This window comes from Flammeovirga sp. MY04 (assembly GCF_001682195.2).
GTDB classification, from domain to species: Bacteria; Bacteroidota; Bacteroidia; order Cytophagales; family Flammeovirgaceae; genus Flammeovirga; species Flammeovirga yaeyamensis.
This window is the reverse complement of the sequence record NZ_CP003561.2, coordinates 1476661-1497479: the sequence shown is the minus strand read 5'-3', so window position 1 is coordinate 1497479 and position 20819 is coordinate 1476661. Positions and strand designations below refer to the sequence as shown.

Annotated in this window: 12 protein-coding genes; 4 read left to right on the top strand and 8 right to left on the bottom strand. The window is 34.8% G+C overall.

Translation table 11 applies throughout. The features are described 5' to 3' along the window. Positions 1-189 precede the first annotated feature (189 nt). The 6 genes from MY04_RS25630 to MY04_RS25605 form a co-directional block, all read right to left on the bottom strand. Positions 190-1746, bottom strand: coding sequence for a sulfatase-like hydrolase/transferase (locus MY04_RS25630; protein ID WP_084006201.1), 1557 nt, complete (start codon positions 1744-1746; stop codon positions 190-192). A 206-nt stretch (positions 1747-1952) separates the two neighbouring features. Continuing rightward, complete coding sequence (locus MY04_RS25625) at positions 1953-3377, bottom strand: sulfatase-like hydrolase/transferase (protein ID WP_066215706.1); 1425 nt, start codon at positions 3375-3377, stop codon at positions 1953-1955. A gap of 2 nt (positions 3378-3379) precedes the next feature. Next, positions 3380-5827 carry a glycoside hydrolase family 2 TIM barrel-domain containing protein gene (locus tag MY04_RS25620; RefSeq protein WP_066215704.1) on the bottom strand — a complete coding sequence of 816 codons (2448 nt, stop codon included), beginning with the start codon at positions 5825-5827 and terminating at the stop codon, positions 3380-3382. Positions 5828-6160: 333 nt separating this feature from the next. Beyond that, positions 6161-7567 (bottom strand): sulfatase family protein, encoded by a 1407-nt coding sequence (locus MY04_RS25615; RefSeq protein WP_084006135.1) that lies wholly within the window; start codon positions 7565-7567, stop codon positions 6161-6163. Between the two features lie 54 nt (positions 7568-7621). Further along, positions 7622-9271, bottom strand: coding sequence for an arylsulfatase (locus MY04_RS25610; RefSeq protein ID WP_084006134.1), 1650 nt, complete (start codon positions 9269-9271; stop codon positions 7622-7624). Positions 9272-9434: 163 nt separating this feature from the next. Beyond that, positions 9435-11051, bottom strand: a complete 1617-nt coding sequence (locus MY04_RS25605; protein ID WP_066215701.1) for a sulfatase — start codon at positions 11049-11051, stop codon at positions 9435-9437. Positions 11052-11326: 275 nt separating this feature from the next. Between MY04_RS25605 and MY04_RS25600 the strand changes: the two genes are divergently transcribed. Further along, complete coding sequence (locus MY04_RS25600; protein WP_084006133.1) at positions 11327-12445, top strand: glycoside hydrolase family protein; 1119 nt, start codon at positions 11327-11329, stop codon at positions 12443-12445. A gap of 60 nt (positions 12446-12505) precedes the next feature. Here MY04_RS25600 and MY04_RS25595 read toward each other — a convergent pair whose 3' ends face one another. Continuing rightward, the gene (locus tag MY04_RS25595) at positions 12506-12655 is read right to left on the bottom strand and encodes a hypothetical protein (RefSeq protein WP_169055552.1); all 150 of its coding nucleotides are present in this window, start codon (positions 12653-12655) and stop codon (positions 12506-12508) included. Positions 12656-12784: 129 nt separating this feature from the next. After that, on the bottom strand, positions 12785-13489 hold the full coding sequence (locus MY04_RS25590; RefSeq protein WP_158297915.1) for a DUF2490 domain-containing protein: 705 nt from the start codon (positions 13487-13489) through the stop codon (positions 12785-12787). Between the two features lie 386 nt (positions 13490-13875). On the opposite strand from MY04_RS25590, the gene MY04_RS25585 reads away from it, so the two are divergent. From MY04_RS25585 to MY04_RS25575, 3 genes are all read left to right on the top strand, one after another. After that, positions 13876-16320, top strand: coding sequence for a zinc-dependent metalloprotease (locus tag MY04_RS25585; RefSeq protein ID WP_066215697.1), 2445 nt, complete (start codon positions 13876-13878; stop codon positions 16318-16320). Between the two features lie 390 nt (positions 16321-16710). Beyond that, positions 16711-17415 (top strand): FadR/GntR family transcriptional regulator, encoded by a 705-nt coding sequence (locus tag MY04_RS25580; RefSeq protein WP_066215695.1) that lies wholly within the window; start codon positions 16711-16713, stop codon positions 17413-17415. A gap of 303 nt (positions 17416-17718) precedes the next feature. Beyond that, entirely contained in the window at positions 17719-20817 is a 3099-nt protein-coding gene (locus MY04_RS25575) for a SusC/RagA family TonB-linked outer membrane protein (RefSeq protein WP_066216812.1), read from the top strand. Positions 20818-20819 lie beyond the last annotated feature (2 nt).

Here is a 20819-nt window from a genome sequence, read left to right as displayed (position 1 = left end):
TAGTATAAATGCTAATTAAGGGTAATTTTGATTGATTTATGAGCACAGAGATCGGTTTTCATTAGCATATATTTAGTAAATAATAACATAAAAGTGTATTATGTACAGCTTAATATTTGATAACCAAAAGAATAAAAAAAAGGGCGAGTGATTTTATATCACTCGCCCTTTTAAGAAGGTGAAGAAAGATTATTTCAACTCTAATTGCTGAATTTTTCTACCATAGTTACCTTTCTTAGCTAAAAATTCTTCCATCATTTCTTTAACTAATTCTGGATTTTCTTTGGCTAAGTTCTTTGTTTGAGAAGGATCTTCTTTTACGTTGAAAAGAGCTACATGCTTAAGGTTACCTAACTCAATATTTACTTGCTTGTTCACTTTAGCACCTTTGTATGGAGGGATTAAAATGAAGTCGCCTTTTCTATAGGATGTTCTAGTAGTCGCTTCCAAGATCAAAGACTCTCTACCTTTAGTTGATTTTCCTAAGAATGCATCCATTACATCTTCTGAGTCTGGACCTCTCATATCACTACCTACAAGAGTAGCTAAAGACGAGAATAAGTCAATTTGACAAACCAATGCATCAGAAACTCCTGGCTCGATAGTACCTTTCCAATACGTAAAGAATGGAACGTGAGTACCCGCTTCGAATAAAGAATATTTACCACCACGGTAAGGACCTGCTGGCTTATGGTCGCCATTTAATTCTACAGCATCATCATAATAACCGTCGTTTAGTACAGGACCGTTATCAGAAGAAACGATAATCAAAGTATTTTCTTCAATACCAGCTTCTCTGATTGTTTTCATTAACTCACCGATACACCAATCGGCTTCCATAATTACATCACCACGTGGACCTTTTCCAGATTTACCTACAAAACGTGGGTGAGGAGTTCTTGGAACGTGAGGTTGTTGCATTGTATAAGCTAAGAAGAATGGTTTGTCTTCTTTTGATTTTTCTGTGATATAACTTTTTACACCATCAAGGAAATGGTCTGCCATGTCAACATCACTCCAGATAGCAGATTTACCACCTTTCATGTAACCGATACGGGGAACACCATTGATAATTGTAGCATTATGACCGTGATGCCATTTCATTGTTGTTAACTCAGGATTATCTTTACCTGTTGGTTGACCTTCAAAGTTATTTTTATAATCAATTTCAATGGGATCGTTAGGATCTAAATTAACTACATTTCCGTCTTCGATATATACTGTTGGCACTCTATCTTGAGTGGCTGCAAGAATATATGAATAATCAAAACCAACTTCGTTAGGACCTGGAGAGATGTGTTTGTTCCAGTCTTTGTTTGCATCACCTAAGCCCATGTGCCATTTACCAATGATAGCTGTATTGTACCCTGCTTCTTGTAACATCTTTGGCATAGTTACTTGTGCAGTATCAATAATTAATGGAGCAGTACCAGGTAAAATTTTCAATTCTTTTTTCCATGGATAATGTCCAGTAAATGCTGCATATCTTGATGGCGTACAAGTCGCTGAAGAAGCATACCCATTTGTGAAGTTTACACCACCATTCGCAAGACCATCAAGATTAGGAGTTTGGAAATCTTTCGCACCATTAGCACTTACATCACCATATCCTAAATCATCAAAATATACAAAAATAATATTAGGTTTTGATGAAGTTTCTGTTGCACCCGTTGATTGTTCGTTGGCTACTTTACACCCTATAGCGAAGAATGAAATTAATAAGCCTATTAAAATATTATGTTTCATTTGTTCTATTAAAAAATTACTCATTTCACTTGTTTCAAAAGTAGTTGTTTTTTGTTCTTTATATAGGTGTAAATTGATCAAAAAGTGGTATAATTTTACCTATATGATTCATTTTGATCAAAAAATGATACTTTATTTATCAAAAATTATGGAGAGTTTAATCACAGTTTTATTTCTCTAACCACGGTCTACACCTTTTTAAAGAGTTAATATATTTCCGTTTCAAATCGGTCAGGATGTTTCTCAGAATATTCTTTATCCATCAATAATCCCATATAGGTAGGATCGATCATTTGGTCTAACCACGTTCTATATTCTGCTTTCAGCTCGTTTCTTTGTTCCTTAGAAAGTTGCAATTTTTCTTTTTCAGAAATATCTGTTTTTACATTATAGAAACTAGTCGTCTCTTTTTGTTTCTTAGGATTAAACTCTACAACCATTTTAAGATCACCTTTTCGAATAGCATATTTTTTTTGATCGAATTTTCTCCATGCGATAGATTCATGAGGCGTACCAGTTTTTTCTCCATTTAAATAAGGAATCAGGTTTACTCCATCCAATTTATTTTTTGGAGTAGCATTAGCAAATTCAGCAGCTATTGCAGCGATATCCATAGCAATTATTGGTTCATTATATACTGTTCCTGCTTCAATTTGTTTTGGCCAACGCATGGCAAATGGCACTCTAAAGCCACCTTCATAAATAGAACCCTTATGACCTCTTAATGGACCTTGGTCTGTCATTTTTCCTTTCTTTCCACCATTGTCAGATAAGAAAACTACCAAAGTATTATCATCAATTTTTTGATCTTTTAATGCTTTTAATACTCTTCCTACACCATCATCTACAGCAGATACCATGGCACAATAGGTTTTACGCTTTCCATCTTCCATGTTAGGGAAACGATCCAAATACTTTTGAGTCGCTTGAAAAGGAGCGTGAGGGGCGTTATAAGCTAAATACATGAAGAAAGGCTCATCGCTATTATCTTCAATAAACGTTACTGCTTCCCTTGATAATGCATCTGTTAAGTACTCTTTTTCATCCACACGAGTATTATTATGTAATAACTTTGTACGGTAAGCATCCTGTTGCGTTTTTACCTGAGAAATATCAGATAATGTCCATTCTTCTGGGAAGTATTTATGACCACCAGTCAGGAAACCATAAAACTCATCAAACCCTCTTTTTAAAGGTCTTAGTTCTTTATGTCCACCCAAGTGCCATTTACCTAAAGCCATACTTTTATAACCTTCACGACCTAAGAAGTCGGCAATTGTCTCTTCTTCAATACTTAAACCTTGAGTGATATCATTAGGAGCCCAAAGAGGATTTCTAGAAGAACCGTAACGATCTTGGTATCTACCTGTTACTAAGGCAGCTCTCGAAGGTCCACATACAGAGTATGTTACATAACCATTCGTGAATTTAGCTCCTTCATTGGCAATTCTATCAATGTGAGGAGTGGGGATGTCTTTACTACCGTTGAATGAGACATCTCCATAACCTAAATCATCGACTAAAACGACAATAATATTAGGCTTCTTGTTTTTCTTTTTCTTCTTTTCAATACCAGTATAAGCAAATAGCATTACAGCTAATATTGGCAGGATTAGTTTAGTGAATTTCATATTTATAATACTGATTTATTGCAATTGATTTTGATTGTTTTAGGAGTTAAACCTTTACCAGAAACGGTAACTTTGATTACTCCTTTTTCTTTACTTGGCTGTACCATCAATAAGCATTTACCATTGAAAGCTTTTCTAGTAAGACTGTGTTTTGATGAACTCATATCTAAGATATCGCCATTTTCAGAGGCTAATAATTGACCTGCTCCTTCCACTTTAAAAAACAACTCATTATCTGCGTTAGGAACAAAGTGACCGTTTTCATCAACTATGTTGATTTCACAATGTGCGACATCACTTGAATTTGCTTCTAATGTTAATTTGTCAACTTGAATATCAATTGCTTTTGCTTCGGATGCGGAGTAATACTTTTTTTCAGCCATTTTCTTACCATCAGTATAAGCAATCACTTTGATTGACCCTACCTCATAAGGCACTAGCCATACAATCTGATGAGTTTTATCCATTGCCTTCTTACCCAATGATTTGCCGTTAAGGAATAATTCAGCTTCTTCACAGTTGGTATAAGCCACCATTGGAATCTCTACACCTTCTTTTCCTGTGTGTGTCCAATGAGGTAGAAGATGTACCATTGGTTTATCACTCCATAAGCTTTGGTATAAGTAGTAATGATCCTTAGGGAAACCTGCTAAGTCTATGATTCCAAAATTGGCAGTTCTTGCAGGCCAATTGAACGATTCTCCTAGATAATCAAATCCAGTCCAACGAAAGTTTCCTACATAATAATCCATTTCTTCTACTCTATTCCAATCATCTCTAACACCAATACGAACGATAGAATTATCGTAGGAAGATTGATATTTTTTTGAAATACCAGTAAATACTTCTTCCTCAGATAGATCTGGAATTTTATATACTTTAGGTTCAAGGCTTTTAAACTGAGAAGGCTTTTCCCATGGTGCAGGATTGTCCTTGGTTCTATACCATGTCTTCGTTCTATAAATCCCTCTTGTTTGAAGTGTATGTGTAATCTCAGTGCCAATAATTAATTGATCAGGATGCTGTTTATGGTAGTCTTCTAAAACATTTCTCATTTCACCGTGACCATTAAACCCAGCGATATCGATAAAAGTGCCTTTGTACCCTCTACCTTGAGAAACGGGACGGGTAGTATCGTGTTTCTTTAACTCAGTCACTAATTTTTCTTGTTCTTCATTGGTAAATTTTGGAACTTCATTACCCACACTCCATATCACAATAGAAGGGTGGTTTCTATCTCTTTTGACAAATGATTCTAAGTGTTGCTTCCAATAATCTTCAAAGTAGATTCCGAAATCAAACTCTGCTTTTGGTTTCCACCAACCATCAAAAGCTTCGTCCATGACCATGAAACCCATAGAGTCACACATAGCATAAAATTCTGGAGCAAAAGGATGATGTGCTGTTCTTAAAGCATTACAACCCATCTCTTTCAACATTGTCAATCGTCTGTGCCAAACATCTTGAGGTACGGCAACACCAACAGGACCAGCATCTTGATGATTACTTAAACCTTTCATCAATATCGGTTGACCATTTAAGTAGATTCCTTTATTGGGAATCCATTCTAACTCACGAATACCAAATGTGGTATTGTAAGTATCGACTGTCTTACCCTTGATCTTTACTTCAGTAACTAACTGATATAAATTAGGAAAGTCAGGAGACCATAAATTAGGTTTTTCGATGTCAAATAAAGATTCTGATGTCGTTTCTTTACCCATTTTAAACGATTGGGTCTGAGAAGCCACTTCCTTACCATTTTGGTCAACAATGCTGCTTACTAAAGAGACTTTTTGATGTTTCGCATAAGTATTAAGCAGTTCTGTTTTTACTTTAACGGATGCTTTTTTTTCTGAAACTTCTGGAGTAGTCACAAAAGTACCGTTTTCAGCAACGGCTACTTTATGATACGTTTCTATCCAAACATTTCTATAGATACCAGAACCTGTGTACCATCTACCACTTGGTAATTTAGAGTGATCCACACGTACAGTAATCGTGTTATTACCTTCTTTTAAATAAGGTGTTAAATCGTAAGTAAATCCGAGATATCCATTCGGATAAAAACCTAAATGAGTACCATTAATCCAGACATCAGAATTTAGATATACACCATCAAAGTGAATAGCATAATTTAGATCTTTATTAATTGATTTTATCTCAATATTATTTCTATACCAACCGATACCACCTGGTAAAAAAGCACCATGAGTTCCTGATGGATTCTCAGCTTTAAATTCACCTTCAATAGACCAATCGTGAGGTAGATTTAATGTCCTCCAATCTTTATCATTATAGCTTGGGAGAATAGATGATGAGTCCGCTTCCAAAGAAAATTTCCAATCGTTATTGAATAATTTTTTTGTCCTATATTGTTCCTGTGCGAATGATGTAAAATTTAGTGACGATAAGATCACTAAAAAGCCTAACCAATAATTTATTTTCATAATTCTACATCTTAAAAAATTTCATACTTTTTACCTGAGTGTTATCTTTTTTCGAATTCAGGTTTAACAATGTAAAAGTCCATATTTATAAGAAGTTTAAATGACATCATTTTCCGAATATGTCCTATTTTTTTCTTGGAGTACTGTTTTGTGCTATTAATTGATGATTATTTGCTCAATACGTGTCCCTATTCCATGCATTCAAATACTATTACAGCTGTTATTGTTAACAATTAAGATATGATTTCCTAAGAAAAGGGTTGCTGTAGTACCTCAGGTGTATACCATTATTTTCTCAACAACCCCTTATTATTTGATAAAAGAGCTTGAATTTTATTCAGCGATCCACCAACTGTCACCACCCAAAGTAGGGAATACTCTATCTTTCATTTCTGCATTCCAAGCTTCCCAAGCAACTTTCATATCTCTCACTTTCTCTTCGTATTCTTTACTAAGATCTGTAGTTTCAGATTGATCTTTTTCAATATCGAAGAGCATTAAATCCGTTTCATTTTGATCTGAATTGGCCACCAATTTAAAGTAGTGATCTCGTATAGCCATTGCATTTTGTTCCCATTTTCTCCAGAACAATTGATCGTGTGGGAAACCATCATTTTGTCCGGTTAAATAAGGCAATAAGTTTACACCATCAAGTGGTCTTTCTTTACTGATTTTAATTTTATTTTGAGCAACAATTGTCGCCATAATATCTAATGATGAAATAGGCTTTTCATACGTTTGTCCAGAAGGAATCTGACCTTTCCAACGCATCGCAAAAGGAACGCGAACACCTCCCTCAAATAGATCAGTTTTTTTACCTCTCAATGGAGCATTTCTTGAGGCATTGTTTTTAGCACCTCCATTATCAGACAAGAATACAATTAGAGTATTTTCATCAATTCCTTTTTTCTCTAGTGTTTCTAAAATTCGACCTACACCATCATCCACGGCACTAACCATCGCCGCGTAAGTTCTTCGTTTTTTATTTTTGATGTGCCCAAAGCGGCTTAAATATTTTTCAGTTGCTTGTAGTGGAGTATGAGGAGCATTATAAGCTAAGAATACCATGAAATGTTGATCATCATCAGCTTGTTTGTTGATGTATCTAACTGTAGCATCCGTAAGTTCATCCGTTAAATAATCGTTGATTTCTACTTTATCATGATTTTCAATAATCTTAGTTTTATACCAACCCCATTTTTCTGTCACTTCAGATAAATCGTTTAAAGTCAGCTTTTCTGGTAGATAATTGTGACCACCTGATAAGAAACCATAGAAATAATCAAACCCTCTGTTTAAAGGGTGGAAAACTGGGTGTGTTCCCATATGCCATTTTCCGATGATGGCGTTATTGTAATCGGCTTTTCTTAATACTTGAGCCATAGTTTCTTCCTCCACAGGAAGACCAGAAATCTCATTGGTAGGATCAATAGATGGGTTGGTTGTATATCCAAATCTATCTTGATAACGTCCCGTCAGAAAACCTGCTCTACTAGGTCCGCATACAGGGAAAGTGACATATCCTTGATTAAATTTCACACCTTCATTGGCAATACGATCAATGTTAGGAGTAGGAATATCCTTACATCCATTAAAGCCTGTATCGGCCCAACCCATATCGTCTACCATCACTACGATAAGGTTTGGAGGATTCTTTTTACTTTTTTCTGGTTGATTATCTGCATATACTGAGAAGGTTGCAGCTGTTAACAGTAAAGCAATTAGTCGATTTAATTTCATACTTTTCAAAAAAATAGAAGCCTATCATACTATTCACAGGCTTCTGATTATCATTTATTTTGATTCTTTCTTATAGTTGATATCACTTTTTAAACGAGCACCCCAACCTCTACCATCAAGAGGGAAGACATTGTTTTCATTCGCCCAAGTGTTCCACTTTTCTTTCAATTTTTTGGCAATTTGTGGGTGTTGATCAATTACATCATGCTCTTCGGCTCTATCATTTGATAAATTGTAAAGATGCCATTTGCCCTTGTATTCAGGAGCTTTTCCTTTTAAAGCGACTAGTTTCCATTCACCATCAATAATTGCTCTATCTGCTTGATGTTCAAAATACATTGCACCACGTTCGGAAGTTTTTCCATCTAAAGCAGTAGCAAAACTACTTCCTTGGTAGGGTTTGATGTCGTGACCATTTAATTTCTCAGGGTATTTTGCTCCTGCCAATTCCATAAGTGTAGGCATAATATCCACAATATGACCTTGTTGACGGCTCAAGCTTCCGGCTTTTACTTTTTCTGGCCAGTGTACAATTAGTGGAGTAGAAATTCCACCTTCGTGGTTAGAACTCTTGTATAAACGGAAAGGAGTATTACTAACATTCGCCCAATTCTTTCTGTAACTCTGATTGTAATCTTTTCCTCCTAGATCATACATATCTTCTACATCAAATTTTCCTTGAGGCTCTGCGTTGCCTCCATTATCTGATAAGAAAAGGATAATAGTATTATCAAGCTCTCCTTTTTCTTTCAATAAGTTGACAATCTGACCAATACCTTGGTCCATGCGATCAATTTGGGCTGCATATACTTCCATATACGATTCCCATTTTAATTTTTCTTTATCAGATAACGTTTCCCATGCAGGGATATCTTTAGGTCTTTGACTCAATGCCCAAGCATCAGCCAAACCATTCTTTTTCATAACATCAAAGCGTTGTTGACGGAAATGATCCCATCCTTCGCTGAATTTACCCTTGTATTTTTTTACATCCTCTTGTAGTGCGTGTAATGGTCTATGAGGTGCATAATGAGCAACATAGAAAAAGAAAGGCTTGTCGCTTTTCTTTTCGTAATGTTCATTCAACATATCAATAGTATTCACATTGATAGATTCCGTTAAATAGAAATTCTCATCAGGAGCAATACGTTCGTTATTATTCGTCAGCGTAGTTGGATCATAATATCCACCACCACCAGCAAGAATACCGTGGTAACGATCAAAGCCTCTTTGGATGGGCCAGTTTTTATTTTCGGCACCATCTTCCATGTTTTCATCATAGACTAAGTGCCATTTACCAGTCATGTAATTTTCATAACCAGCTCCCTTCAACATTTGTGCTAATGTGATGCTTTCATCACTAATTGCCCCTCTGTAACCCGGTCTTCCAAAATCGGAAGCAGTCATCCATCCCAAATCTGCATTATGAGCATACAACCCCGTCATTAATGAAGCACGAGTGGGGCAACATCTACCGGCATTGTAAAAATTATTAAAGACCATTCCGTTATCCGCTAAAAAATCGATATTGGGTGTTTGAATTCCTGATCCCATAAATCCTAGATCTGAAAATCCCATATCGTCTGCCATAATCAGCACAATATTCGGAGGCTTGTTTGCTGTCGTATCTTGAGTTTCGTTTTGAGCTGTTTTACAAGAATACAAAACAGCAACTAGGCTTATGACTGATATTATTTTCTTCATACTAAAAAATTCATTTCAATTTCTGGTATGCAATCTTAAATAATATTCTAGTCACAAACGGGGCGATATTCGTCAATTATGAGCACATAAACTGTAATCTGATGAAATATACTATTCTGTGTTTGCTTTTAATCATTAATACCACCCCCTTTAATAATCTAAATTAGTCTAAAGTTACTTTACTTCCCCACCAATCGGCATTTGGTTTAAAGTCTTCTGAAAGCATCTTCATTCGTTCCTTTTCGAGGTTTTTCATTTTCACCTCTTTCATGTGCTTTAATTGTTTTTCAGCACGGCTTGCTTTAAAATCAGGATCTACTGTCGGGAATCTTGCACCCACTGCTTGTAGGTAATCAAAAAGCTTTTTATGAAGGTTATTCACTATCTCTGGATGTTGATCTGCAACATTTTCCGATTCAGAAATATCTGTCCTTAAATTAAAAAGCTCTACTTTTTGAGATTCATAATAATGGATATATTTCCAATCCCCTAAACGTATCACAGAAGATGGTTCACCACCTTGATTTCCATAATGAGGATAATGCCATACCAAAGGACGGTCTCCTAATGTCCATTCTTCACCCATTAGGATAGGTTTTAAACTTACTCCATCTGTATGAGTATCGGGTTTTAAATCTGCACCCACTAAATCTAAAATAGTAGGGTAAAAATCAGTTCCTGTTACTGGAATATCAGATACTTTGCCATTATTTTCTACCCATGGTACTTTAATAAAATAAGGTTCACGAATACCGCCTTCATATTGATATCCTTTACCACCTCTTAGAGGATAATTATTGGTAGAAAAAGCATCTCCAGCGACTACACCACCATTATCACTTGTGAAGATCACGATCGTATTCTTATCCAAATCATTGTCTTTCAACGATTGCAATACAATACCAACAGCATCGTCCATTTGTTCTACTAGACCTGCATAAACAGGGTTGTCTTGGTTTAAACGCATCGGTAAGAAATGTCCCATTTCATATCCTTTATCTTTCACTCCAAGTTGAACCGCCTTTTCTCTATATTTTGTCCATTTTTCTTGAGTAGTTTGAATAGGGCCATGTACAGCATAAAAAGATAAATAAGCAAAGAAAGTAGTGTCTTTGTGTGCCTTCATAAAGTCTGCAGTTTCTTGTGCTAGCCTCATTGATAAATTTTCTCCATCTTGATGATTCTCTAATTTGGGGTTTTTATAAGGAGAAAAGTAACCTCCTTTAGGACCTCCTGCGTGATAACCCCCTTTATTAATATCAAATCCATGATTTTCCGGCGAAAAGCCTTCATCGCCCAAGTGCCATTTCCCAGCAAAGAAAGTTTTATATCCAGCTTCTTTCATCGCTTTAGGTAGCGTTGTAATTGCAGTATCTAATTGATGTTCATATTCGGGGGGGAGTAAAATATTTTCTCTACCCGATTTTTTCTTCCAATCTTTTCCTGTAGGGGCTCCAATCCAATCCGTAATTCCATGTCGAGCCGGGAACTGACCACTCATAATACTTCCTCGAGAAGGGCTGCATACTTGACAAGTTGCGTATCCATCGGAGAATTGCATTCCTGTGTTGGCAATAAAATCTATATTGGGTGTTTCGTAATAATTACTTCCAGAAACGCCAGTGTCTTTATACCCATAATCGTCTACTAAAATAAACAATACATTTGGTTTGTTTGGAGCTTCTGTAGTAGTCTGTGCTTGTTTTATTTTACATCCAATCATCAAGGATAAAAGGGTAGAATAAAGAAAGAGTTTTCGTAATTTTTTAAATTCGTTCATTTCATTAAAAATTTAAGTTTGTCAGTTTATTAAACCTTTTCAATAAAGGTTTTTAATGTTTGTAATAACTAAATAACAAATATAAATTCAATCATCACAGAATAAACTTATCTTGGACAAATCGTTTTTATACTCAAAAAATAATGATATTTTTTTTTGATTCTTCAATCTCTAGCTATTAACAAATTATTTTACCCTTTTTTTGGATAAATTCTTCTCTTATAGTTATTCAATTAACGATTAAATTTGATAAACAACTTTTGAAGAAATAAGAAATGAAATATACAAAACGACTAATCGCAAGCTTATTTTTTTTAGGTTTAATTTTTGGGTGTTCTAAACCTTCTAGTACTCAATCGAATACGTCGGCATCAAGTGATATTGATACAGACGATTTAGATTTGACCAAAATGATCCAACCTGTGGGTGAGGAGAATATTTTAAAGAATGATAACTTTCATAATTGGGGATCATCGATAGTAAAAGGAGAGGATGGTAAATACCATTTATTTTATGCTCAAATGCCAAAGGAAAATAGCTTCTTTTGTTGGTTAACCCATGGTATAATATCCCATGCTATTGCAGACGATCCCGCAGGTCCTTATAAACATGTAGAAGAAGTTTTAGCAGGTAGGGGAGCCGATCATTGGGATGCTTACACTGCTCACAATCCAAGAATTAGATATTTCGATGGAAAATATTATCTCTATTATATGTCAACCAATACGGGAGATAGAAAAATTACTTCAGAAGAATTATTTGAGGTGGGATATCATCCTAAAGAACATAAAGAATTGAGAGAAATTTTAAGGAGAAATCAAAGAATAGGTGTGGCTGTTTCAGAAAGTGTGTTTGGACCTTGGGAAAGGTTAGATCAACCTATTGTTGAGCCTGCCGGACCAATCGTGAATGCTACGTCAAATTCTGCAGTAGCCAAACACCCCGATGGCTATTATCTGATGTTATTTAAAGGAGATAAGCCAAATATGGGAGATAAAATATTTAGACAACAAGCTATTGCTACCTCTCCAACTCCTGTAGGACCATGGGAGGTTCAACCTAAATTAGCAGTAGGTGATTTAAACGCAGAAGACCCTGTGATTTGGTACGATGATAAAAGGGAACGTTTTTATGGAATATACCATGCTTTTGGATATATGGGGTTAATTACTTCTGTAGATGGATACCAATGGGATAAAGCCAAAAATTACAAAGTAATGGACTTGTCGTTTGATTATAAAGGGAAGGAAAAAGTAGATGTGAAGCGTTTAGAAAGACCTTTTGTATATTTAGAAGATGGGACGCCAAAAGTATTGACCGTAGCAGCTAAGAAAAGTTATTTGGAGGGAGATAGTTATTCGGTGTTTATTCCTTTAAAGAAAGAAGTGCAATAAGCACTCACTTTTTTCTATATAAAAAGCCTTGTATGTTTTGTCATACAAGGCTTTTACTGTTTAAATTTCTTCATCAATATCTAAATCATACTTTTCAATAGCGTCTAGCTCGTCTTTCAAATCTTCGAAGTCTAGATCTTCCATGTCATCAAATAGACCGTCGTTGTTATCAAAGATTTGATCTTCAAAATCCATAGCGAAATCTTCCATAATCTTATAGTTTATGAGGTATAATTAATTTACACTCATAATAACGGAACACTTCTTATAAGGTTGATGGTGTTTACATTTATTTTAGGGAAAAAATTACACCTCAAAAGAGTACAATAATATCTAGTTTTATCTATTTTTTTTACGTCCAAATAGAGGTCCTGTCCTCAAAGGATGTATTACATGATCAATTCTTACACGAATCATTTGATTTTCTGCAATGTATCCTGTTTCAGCTTTACTATAGGCCCGCTCATTAATATATTGCAAGGTGAGATGTACATTACCATAAATCTTGTTTTTAATACCAACAAGTAAACGATTAGCTCCGATGTAACCACCATCTTTTTTTACAGAGACAAAAGGTTCAGCCGCCAAAGTCCAGTGGCCAATAGGGGAATGGAACTTTAGGGCAGGGTTATACCTTATTCTAAAGTTGAAATTTTTGGTAGGATCTGTAAATGTTTGTTGTTCAAATCGTATACGTTGCTGAATGGTAATATCTTTTATCTTAAAACTATAGACATAATCTTGATAAAAACGGATTTCTTCTGACGCTACAGAACCATTCACATACATAATCCCTCCTCGGGCATACATGTTAGCATTAATATCGTATCTCAGACCAGATCTAATTTGACCTCGATATCTCTCAGCATCAAAGTATTCTCTCCAACCTATGTCAGAATCTATTGAAAACTTATAAGATAATTTGTACCGATTAAAATAATGAAACCAAATATAATCTTGAGCAAATAATTCGTTCGATATAGCAAAAGAAAATATTATGATCAGGTTTCTAATTAATTTATTTATGTTAATCAATTGGTTCATTTGTAAGTAGTCGCACTGTAAGTATAGTAAATCACACACAAATGTAATATTTTCTTTAGAATATAGACTATACATCTCCAATTTATTCGTTAAAGTTATTTAAGTTGGAGTTGAAACAATTCTTTTTTTGACGTCTATTAAGATGGGAAAATGAATATCACTTATTATCAGTATAATAGGTGAGTTGTTTGAATGATATGTTCAATTTTGAATTTTGTTATACAAATAAGTGTAAATGTTGTATTCTATTAAAATCAAGTATCAAATTTTGTATTCATTAATAGTTTTCTAAAATTTATAAAATGTAGGTTAAAACCCGACCTCGAAAAAAAAGTATTATTCATCGAACAAACAATTTGAATAACAATTTCAATTATTAATACTATATGAAACATAATTTTAAGCTATTAACCCTATTGTGCGTGCTCTTAGCATGTACCTTTACTTACGGGCAAAAGAAAAAAAACAAGAAAAAGAATAAGGCAAAAACAGAGGAGTCAGCTCCTAAAAAGGAAAAAGGACCTTATAAGGAATACAGTGAAGTTATCACTGATAAAGCAACCTCTCAAGAAGGGTTATTTACTACTCACAAAGTAGACGATAAATATTACTTTGAAATCAACAAAGACCTTTTTGATAACGAAATCTTGATTGTATCTCGTATCGCAGGTCATGTGCAAGGGTTGAACTTTGGTGGTGCAGGTATGAAATCAAGACCTCAGCAAGTTATCCGCTTTGAACAAAAAGATAAAAAAGTTTTGATGCGCTCGGTTTCTTATAATAGTGTTGCTTCAGAAGAAGAACCTATCTATAAGTCAGTTAAGAATAATAACTTCGAACCCGTAGTCTTCACTTTTGATATAGAGGCATTGTCATCAGATTCATCTTCTGTTGTTTTTGATGTGACAAAATTCTTTACTACTGATGTAGCTATGATTGGTGCGATGTGGGATCGTGAAAGAAAAGAATTTGCCATTAAAGGTTTAGATGGAAGTAGAAGTATGATTTCTTCTATGAAATCTTTCCCTAAGAATGTAGAGGTACGTCATATATTAACCTATAAAGGTGATAAATTACCTGACAATCAGATAACGAAGACACTTTCTGTAGAAATGAATCAGTCTTTTATCCTTTTACCAGAAAAAAAATGGCAACCTAGATATTACGATCCACGTGTTGGTTATTTTTCTGTTCAACAAACGAATTACAGTTTAGATCAACATAGAGCAGCGACTCAAAGGTTCATCACTAGATGGAAATTAGAGCCAAAAGATTGGGATGCATATAATAGAGGTGAATTGGTTGAGCCAGTAAAACCAATTGTATATTATATTGATCCGGCTACTCCAATGAAGTGGAGACCTTATTTAAAAAGAGGTGTAGAAGCATGGCAAGCCTCTTTTGAAAAAGCAGGTTTTAAAAATGCAATTATTGCTAAAGATGCTCCAACAATAGAAGAAGATCCAGATTGGTCACCAGAAGATGTTCGTTATTCAGTAATCAGATACATTACTACTCCAATTCAAAACGCACAAGGACCACATGTTCATGATCCAAGAACAGGTGAGATTTTAGAATCAGATATTCTTTGGTATCACAATGTGATGAACTTATTAAGAAATTGGTGTTTGATTCAAACAGCTGCTGTGAACCCAGAAGCAAGAACAGCTCACTTCAAAACCGAATTAATGGGTAAACTTATCGAATTTGTAGCTACTCACGAAGTAGGGCATACCATTGGTTTAATGCACAACATGGGATCAAGCTGTAATTACACAGTAGAACAATTAAGATCTCCAGGTTTTGTTCAGAAACACGGTGTAGCACCTTCAATTATGGATTATGCTCGTATGAACTACGTTGCACAGCCAGAAGATAAAGGAGCAGGTCTTTATCCAATTATTGGACCTTATGATCATTGGGCGATTGAATATGGTTACAAATTGACATCAGCAGAATCTGCCCTAGCGGAGAAGCCAACTTTAAATGAGTGGATTAAGGAGAAAAACAAGAATCCATGGAATAGATATGGGGCACAACAATGGCCTTCAGTTATTGATCCTTCTGCTCAAACAGAAGATTTAGGTGAAGACGCTATGTTAGCAAGTGAGTTAGGTATCAAAAACTTACAACGTATTTTACCAAACCTTATAGAGTGGACTAAGGTGGAAGGTGAATTCTTTAACGATCTGGCTGAAATCTATTATTCTGCTGTTGGACAGTTTAACCGTTATATGGGTCATGTATCAAATAATGTCGGTGGTGTAATCATAGATTATAAGACGACTGAAGAAGGAAAGTCAGTGTACACTAACGTGACAAAGGAAAAACAAAAGCGTGCAGTAGCCTTCCTAGACAAGCAATTGTTTACTACTCCAGAATGGTTAATCAATCAAGATATTCTAAGTAGAATTGAATACACAGGTACAGTAGAACAAATTAGAAAGTCGCAAGAACGTACATTAAAAAACCTACTTAAAAACTCAAGACAATTAAGAATGGTCAACCAGTTTGCCCTTTCTTACGATGCTTACTCTATTGTTGAATTAAATAATGATTTAACAAAGAGTATTTGGAAAGAATTGAGATCGGGTAAATCAATTGATACTTATAGAAGAGAGCTTCAAAGAGTACACATTGATATTTTGATATCTAAATTAAAAGATGAAAAAGAAACATCATCTGATATAAAAGCGGTATCAAGAGCACAATTGGTAAGTATTCGTAAAATGGCTAAGTCAATGAGTAACAGATATAGATCAACATCTATTGAGAGTATGCACCTTAATGATGTTGTTGCAAAAATCGATACTGCTTTTGAAGGAAAATAAGCAGTAAGATTTACATTGTTATTTAGAAAAGTGATATGAATATCAAAAGATATTTATATCACTTTTTTTAGTTTCTAAATTGTAATATTTAAAGATATTTTAGAATATGTGTGTTTTCGACACATAAATTTTGAGGAATATTTGGATAATAAATTTAAAGCTAGTAAAATTGGTCTACCAGATTATGGTAACCCAGTCGGGGTACGGATATGATGGCTTGAAATGAAAAAAAACACTATTCATTGCGTATTATGAGCGAAAAGATAAAATTAAGAATATTACTAACTTCTCTAATAAAACATTCATTTTGTGATTAAGGATGATTATATTTAATCTATGAAATGAAAAACTAAGAACTGGTAGACCAGTCAAAAAATGAAATGATTTATTATGGAACAGTCAGTATTTGATACATTTAGAAAAATAGAAGTAGAAAAACCTGTTGATAAAATTATCAAACAGTTGAAAGCATTAATATCTAGCGGTCAATTAAACCCTGGAGATAAACTGCCTTCCGAAAGAAAATTAAGCGAATTATTTGGTATTGGTAGAACTTATGTGCGTGATGCCATCCGTAAGCTTGAGTTTTATGGTATTTTAAAAACTCATCCACAAAGTGGAACTGTAGTCGCAGGTTTCGGAATTGATGCACTAGAAGGTTTAATCACAGATGTTTTAGAACTAGAAGGCAACGATATGAATTCACTTGTTGAAACTCGAGTAGTCCTAGAAAAAAGTACAGCAAGATTTGCTGCGTTACGTAGAGATGAAAAAGACATTGTTTCTATTTCTAAAGCGTTATCTGAGTACGAAGAAGCTGTAAAGTTAGGTCAAGAAACAGTAGAACACGATTTGATGTTCCACTTAAAAATCGCAGAAGCAAGCAAAAACTCTGTTTTAAAATCTTTAATGTTAATTGTGGCGCCAGACATTATTACGTTTTTTAAAGAAAACGAAGTATGTATTGGAGATAAACCTCACAAAGCATTAGACGAACATTATAAAATTCTAGAACATATAACTAATAGGGAGCCAGATTTGGCCGAACAAGCTATGTTTAATCACCTGAAAGGGATATTAAACACTGACATATAATTATTATCAACTTTAAAATGAACTATGCCTATGATATAATGTATCATACAAAAAAAAAGGATTAACGAAACGTTAATCCAAACAGGCAATTCAAACGCAGGGTCATCGGCAAAATCATCCGCATTTCGAATACCGTAGGATAAATATAATAAAACAACACATACATCACTATATGTGATCCTATTTCGCCTGTCCAATTTTCTCAATTTTTAACAACAAAAAAGTATATAGCGCATTGTTATGGCGTATATATATTATGGTACGCTACTAATTGATGTACTATCAATCTCTTCACTAAATAAAATGAACACAAGATTATTACTTTTATCATTTACTCTCTTGCTAGTACTTTTTTCAGGACAAACATTCGCACAAGATAGCGAGCGTGTCTTAAAAGGCAAGGTAGTCGATCAGGACAACAATTCACTTCCTGGCGTTTCAATTATTCTCAAAGGAGGTAAAGGAAACAAAGGTACAATTACAGATTTTGATGGAAATTATTCACTTCTAGTAAAATCAACAGACATTTTAATGTTTTCTTTTATCGGTTGTAAAACACAAGAAGTTGCAGTGGGTAATCAAACAACATTGGATGTTCAATTGATGGAAGAAGCAAGTCAACTGGATGAAATCGTTGTCGTTGGTTATGGGTCAGTTAAAAAGTCACATTTAACAGGAGCAGTTTCTAAAGTTAAGAATGAAAACTTAGATCAGATTCCTACTGCCAGAATTGATGACGCTCTTTCTGGACAAGTTTCTGGTGTAAACATTCAGCAAACTAACCCTACAGCAGGTGAGGCACCAACAATTAGAGTGAGGGGTGTTGGTTCAATCACTTCATTTCCAAGTCCACTAATTGTAGTAGACGGGATTGTTGTAGATCAGGATTACTTGGCCACTTTGGATATGAACGATGTAGAATCGATTGAGATTTTAAAAGATGCATCTTCAGCAGCCATCTATGGATCAAGAGGTGCAAACGGTGTTATCATGATTACCAATAAACAAGGTAAAGAAGGTAAGGCCAAATTTAGCTATAATGGTTACTTTGGTGTGAAATCAGTACCAAAAAATGATGTATTGAAAACAGTAGGTGAATGGACTTCTTTCGTTCAAGATAATAATAACGGAGAACTTACTGACCGTATGAAGTACATTCAACAATTAGGTACTGAAACAGCATGGGACGATGTAGTGATGGATGGTGGTACGATTCAATCGCACTCGTTATCCGCAAGAGGGGGAACAGAAAGAACAAAGTATTCTATCTCTGGTAACTATTTAAAAGACGAGGGTGTTTTACTTACAGATAGCTATGACAGAATCAACTTCCGTTTGAACGTACAAACGAAAGTAAACAAAAGATTAACGTTCGGTTTGAACGTGAACCCATCTTATAGTAACCAAAGAGAATTCCCTATCGGTTTACACGATGCAATCAGACAATCACCTTGGTTGCCTCAATATATTGACGAAAACTCTATCAACTATGTAAATAGATTAAGAGAAAGTGGTCGTTGGGCAGATGCACAAGTTGGAGATTACGCTATGGAAAGAATGTTTGATGATTACGATTTAGTAAATGGTATGCCTGTAGAAAGTGGTGGAACAGATATCAGTACAACATCAAATGTATCTCCAATATCAAAAATTTTAGAAAGAGAAAGACGTAAATACAAGACGAAGATCTTCTCAAATATCTTTTTGAAATATAAAATCGCAGATGGCTTAAACTTTAAATCATCTTTCGGTGGAGATTACAGAAACCAAAGAGATGCAAGATTTGTAGGCTTAAAAGCTACAAGAAATGCAGAGGCAGGAACGGAAGCTTACGATCGTCGTCAAAATGAATTTCACCTTGTAACAGAACAAACTTTAGATTGGAATAAATCATTTGGTCATCATTCATTTAGCGCAGTTGGTGGATTTGCCTTTGAGTTCTGGGATTATAATAGTAGCACAATCGAAGCTGCAGGATATAACTTTGATTATGTGAAAACTATCCCACAAACAAACGTAACTGCAGCAGAAACATATGCTGATCAAAAGTCATTAGTTTCATTCTTTGGTCGTGCCAATTATGCTTATAATGATAAATATCTAGTTTCTTTAAGTGTTCGTTCAGACGGTAGTTCAAAGTTTGGTAAAAACTATAAATATGGTGTTTTCCCGGCAGCTTCTGTGGGTTGGAGAATTTCACAAGAAAATTTCTTGAAGGATAGTGAATTGATCAGTAACCTAAAAGTGAGAATGAGTTACGGTGTTTCTGGTACTGATGGTGATGACAGAATTATTGGTCGTTACCCTGCAATTGGTTTGGTTTCTCCAGTAGGTTCTGTATTAGATGGCAATATTTATTCAGGATTTAACCAAACTTCATTATCTAATCCTGAATTAAGATGGGAACGCTCGATTGAAATCAACCCTGGTATTGATATTGGATTATTTAAAGATCGTTTAAGCGTAAGTGTAGATCTTTATAAAAAGAATTCAGATGACCTATTATTACGTCGACCTATTGCTTCAGCTTCTGGATTTGAAGAAGCTATTGTCAACTTAGGTGAGGTAGAAAATAGAGGTGTTGAATTTGAAGTAAGAACAACGAATATCGTTACTAAAGATCTAAAATGGTCAACTACTGCGAATATGTCATTAAACGAAAATAAAATCGTGAGTATGGCTGGTGCAGATGGTATTATTTCAACAGTAGACCCTAAACGTCCAGCAGAATGGATAGCAAAAGAAGGTCACCCTGTATCCTCTTTCTATGGTTATGTGGTTGAAAAAGAGATTCCATTAGAAAATATCAAAAATCCTTTCTATCCGATTAACGGACAATCGCAAGATATCTATGTGAAAGATTTAAATGGAGATGGTATTATCGATCCAGATGATAGAACAATCTTAGGGTCACCTTATCCTAAATTAATTTGGTCAGTAACGAACTCAGTAAACTATAAGAGTTTTGATTTAAGCTTTATGTTCCAAGGTTCACATGGTGCCAAAGTGAGAAATATGGATCCTCAATATGTAAACAATCAGTTTAGTTCTAACCAAGATTATATTACTGATGAAACAGATCCAAACTTCTTCCAAGATGCAGATAAAGTAGTACAAAGAATCTTTACTGACGATATCGTTATGGATGCTTCTTACATCACTTTAAGAAACTTAAATGTTGGATATACTTTGCCGAAAGGACCTTTAAATAAAGTAGGTATTTCTTCAATGAGAGTTTATGTAGCGGCACAAAACTTAATTTATATCATGGGTAGCGACTATAGAGGTTACAATCCAGAAGGTATTAATCAAGGATTAGATTCTCCATTAACTTATGGTTACCAAAGAGGTGCAGCGCCAATTCATAGAACATTTTCAGCAGGTATCAACTTAAACTTCTAATA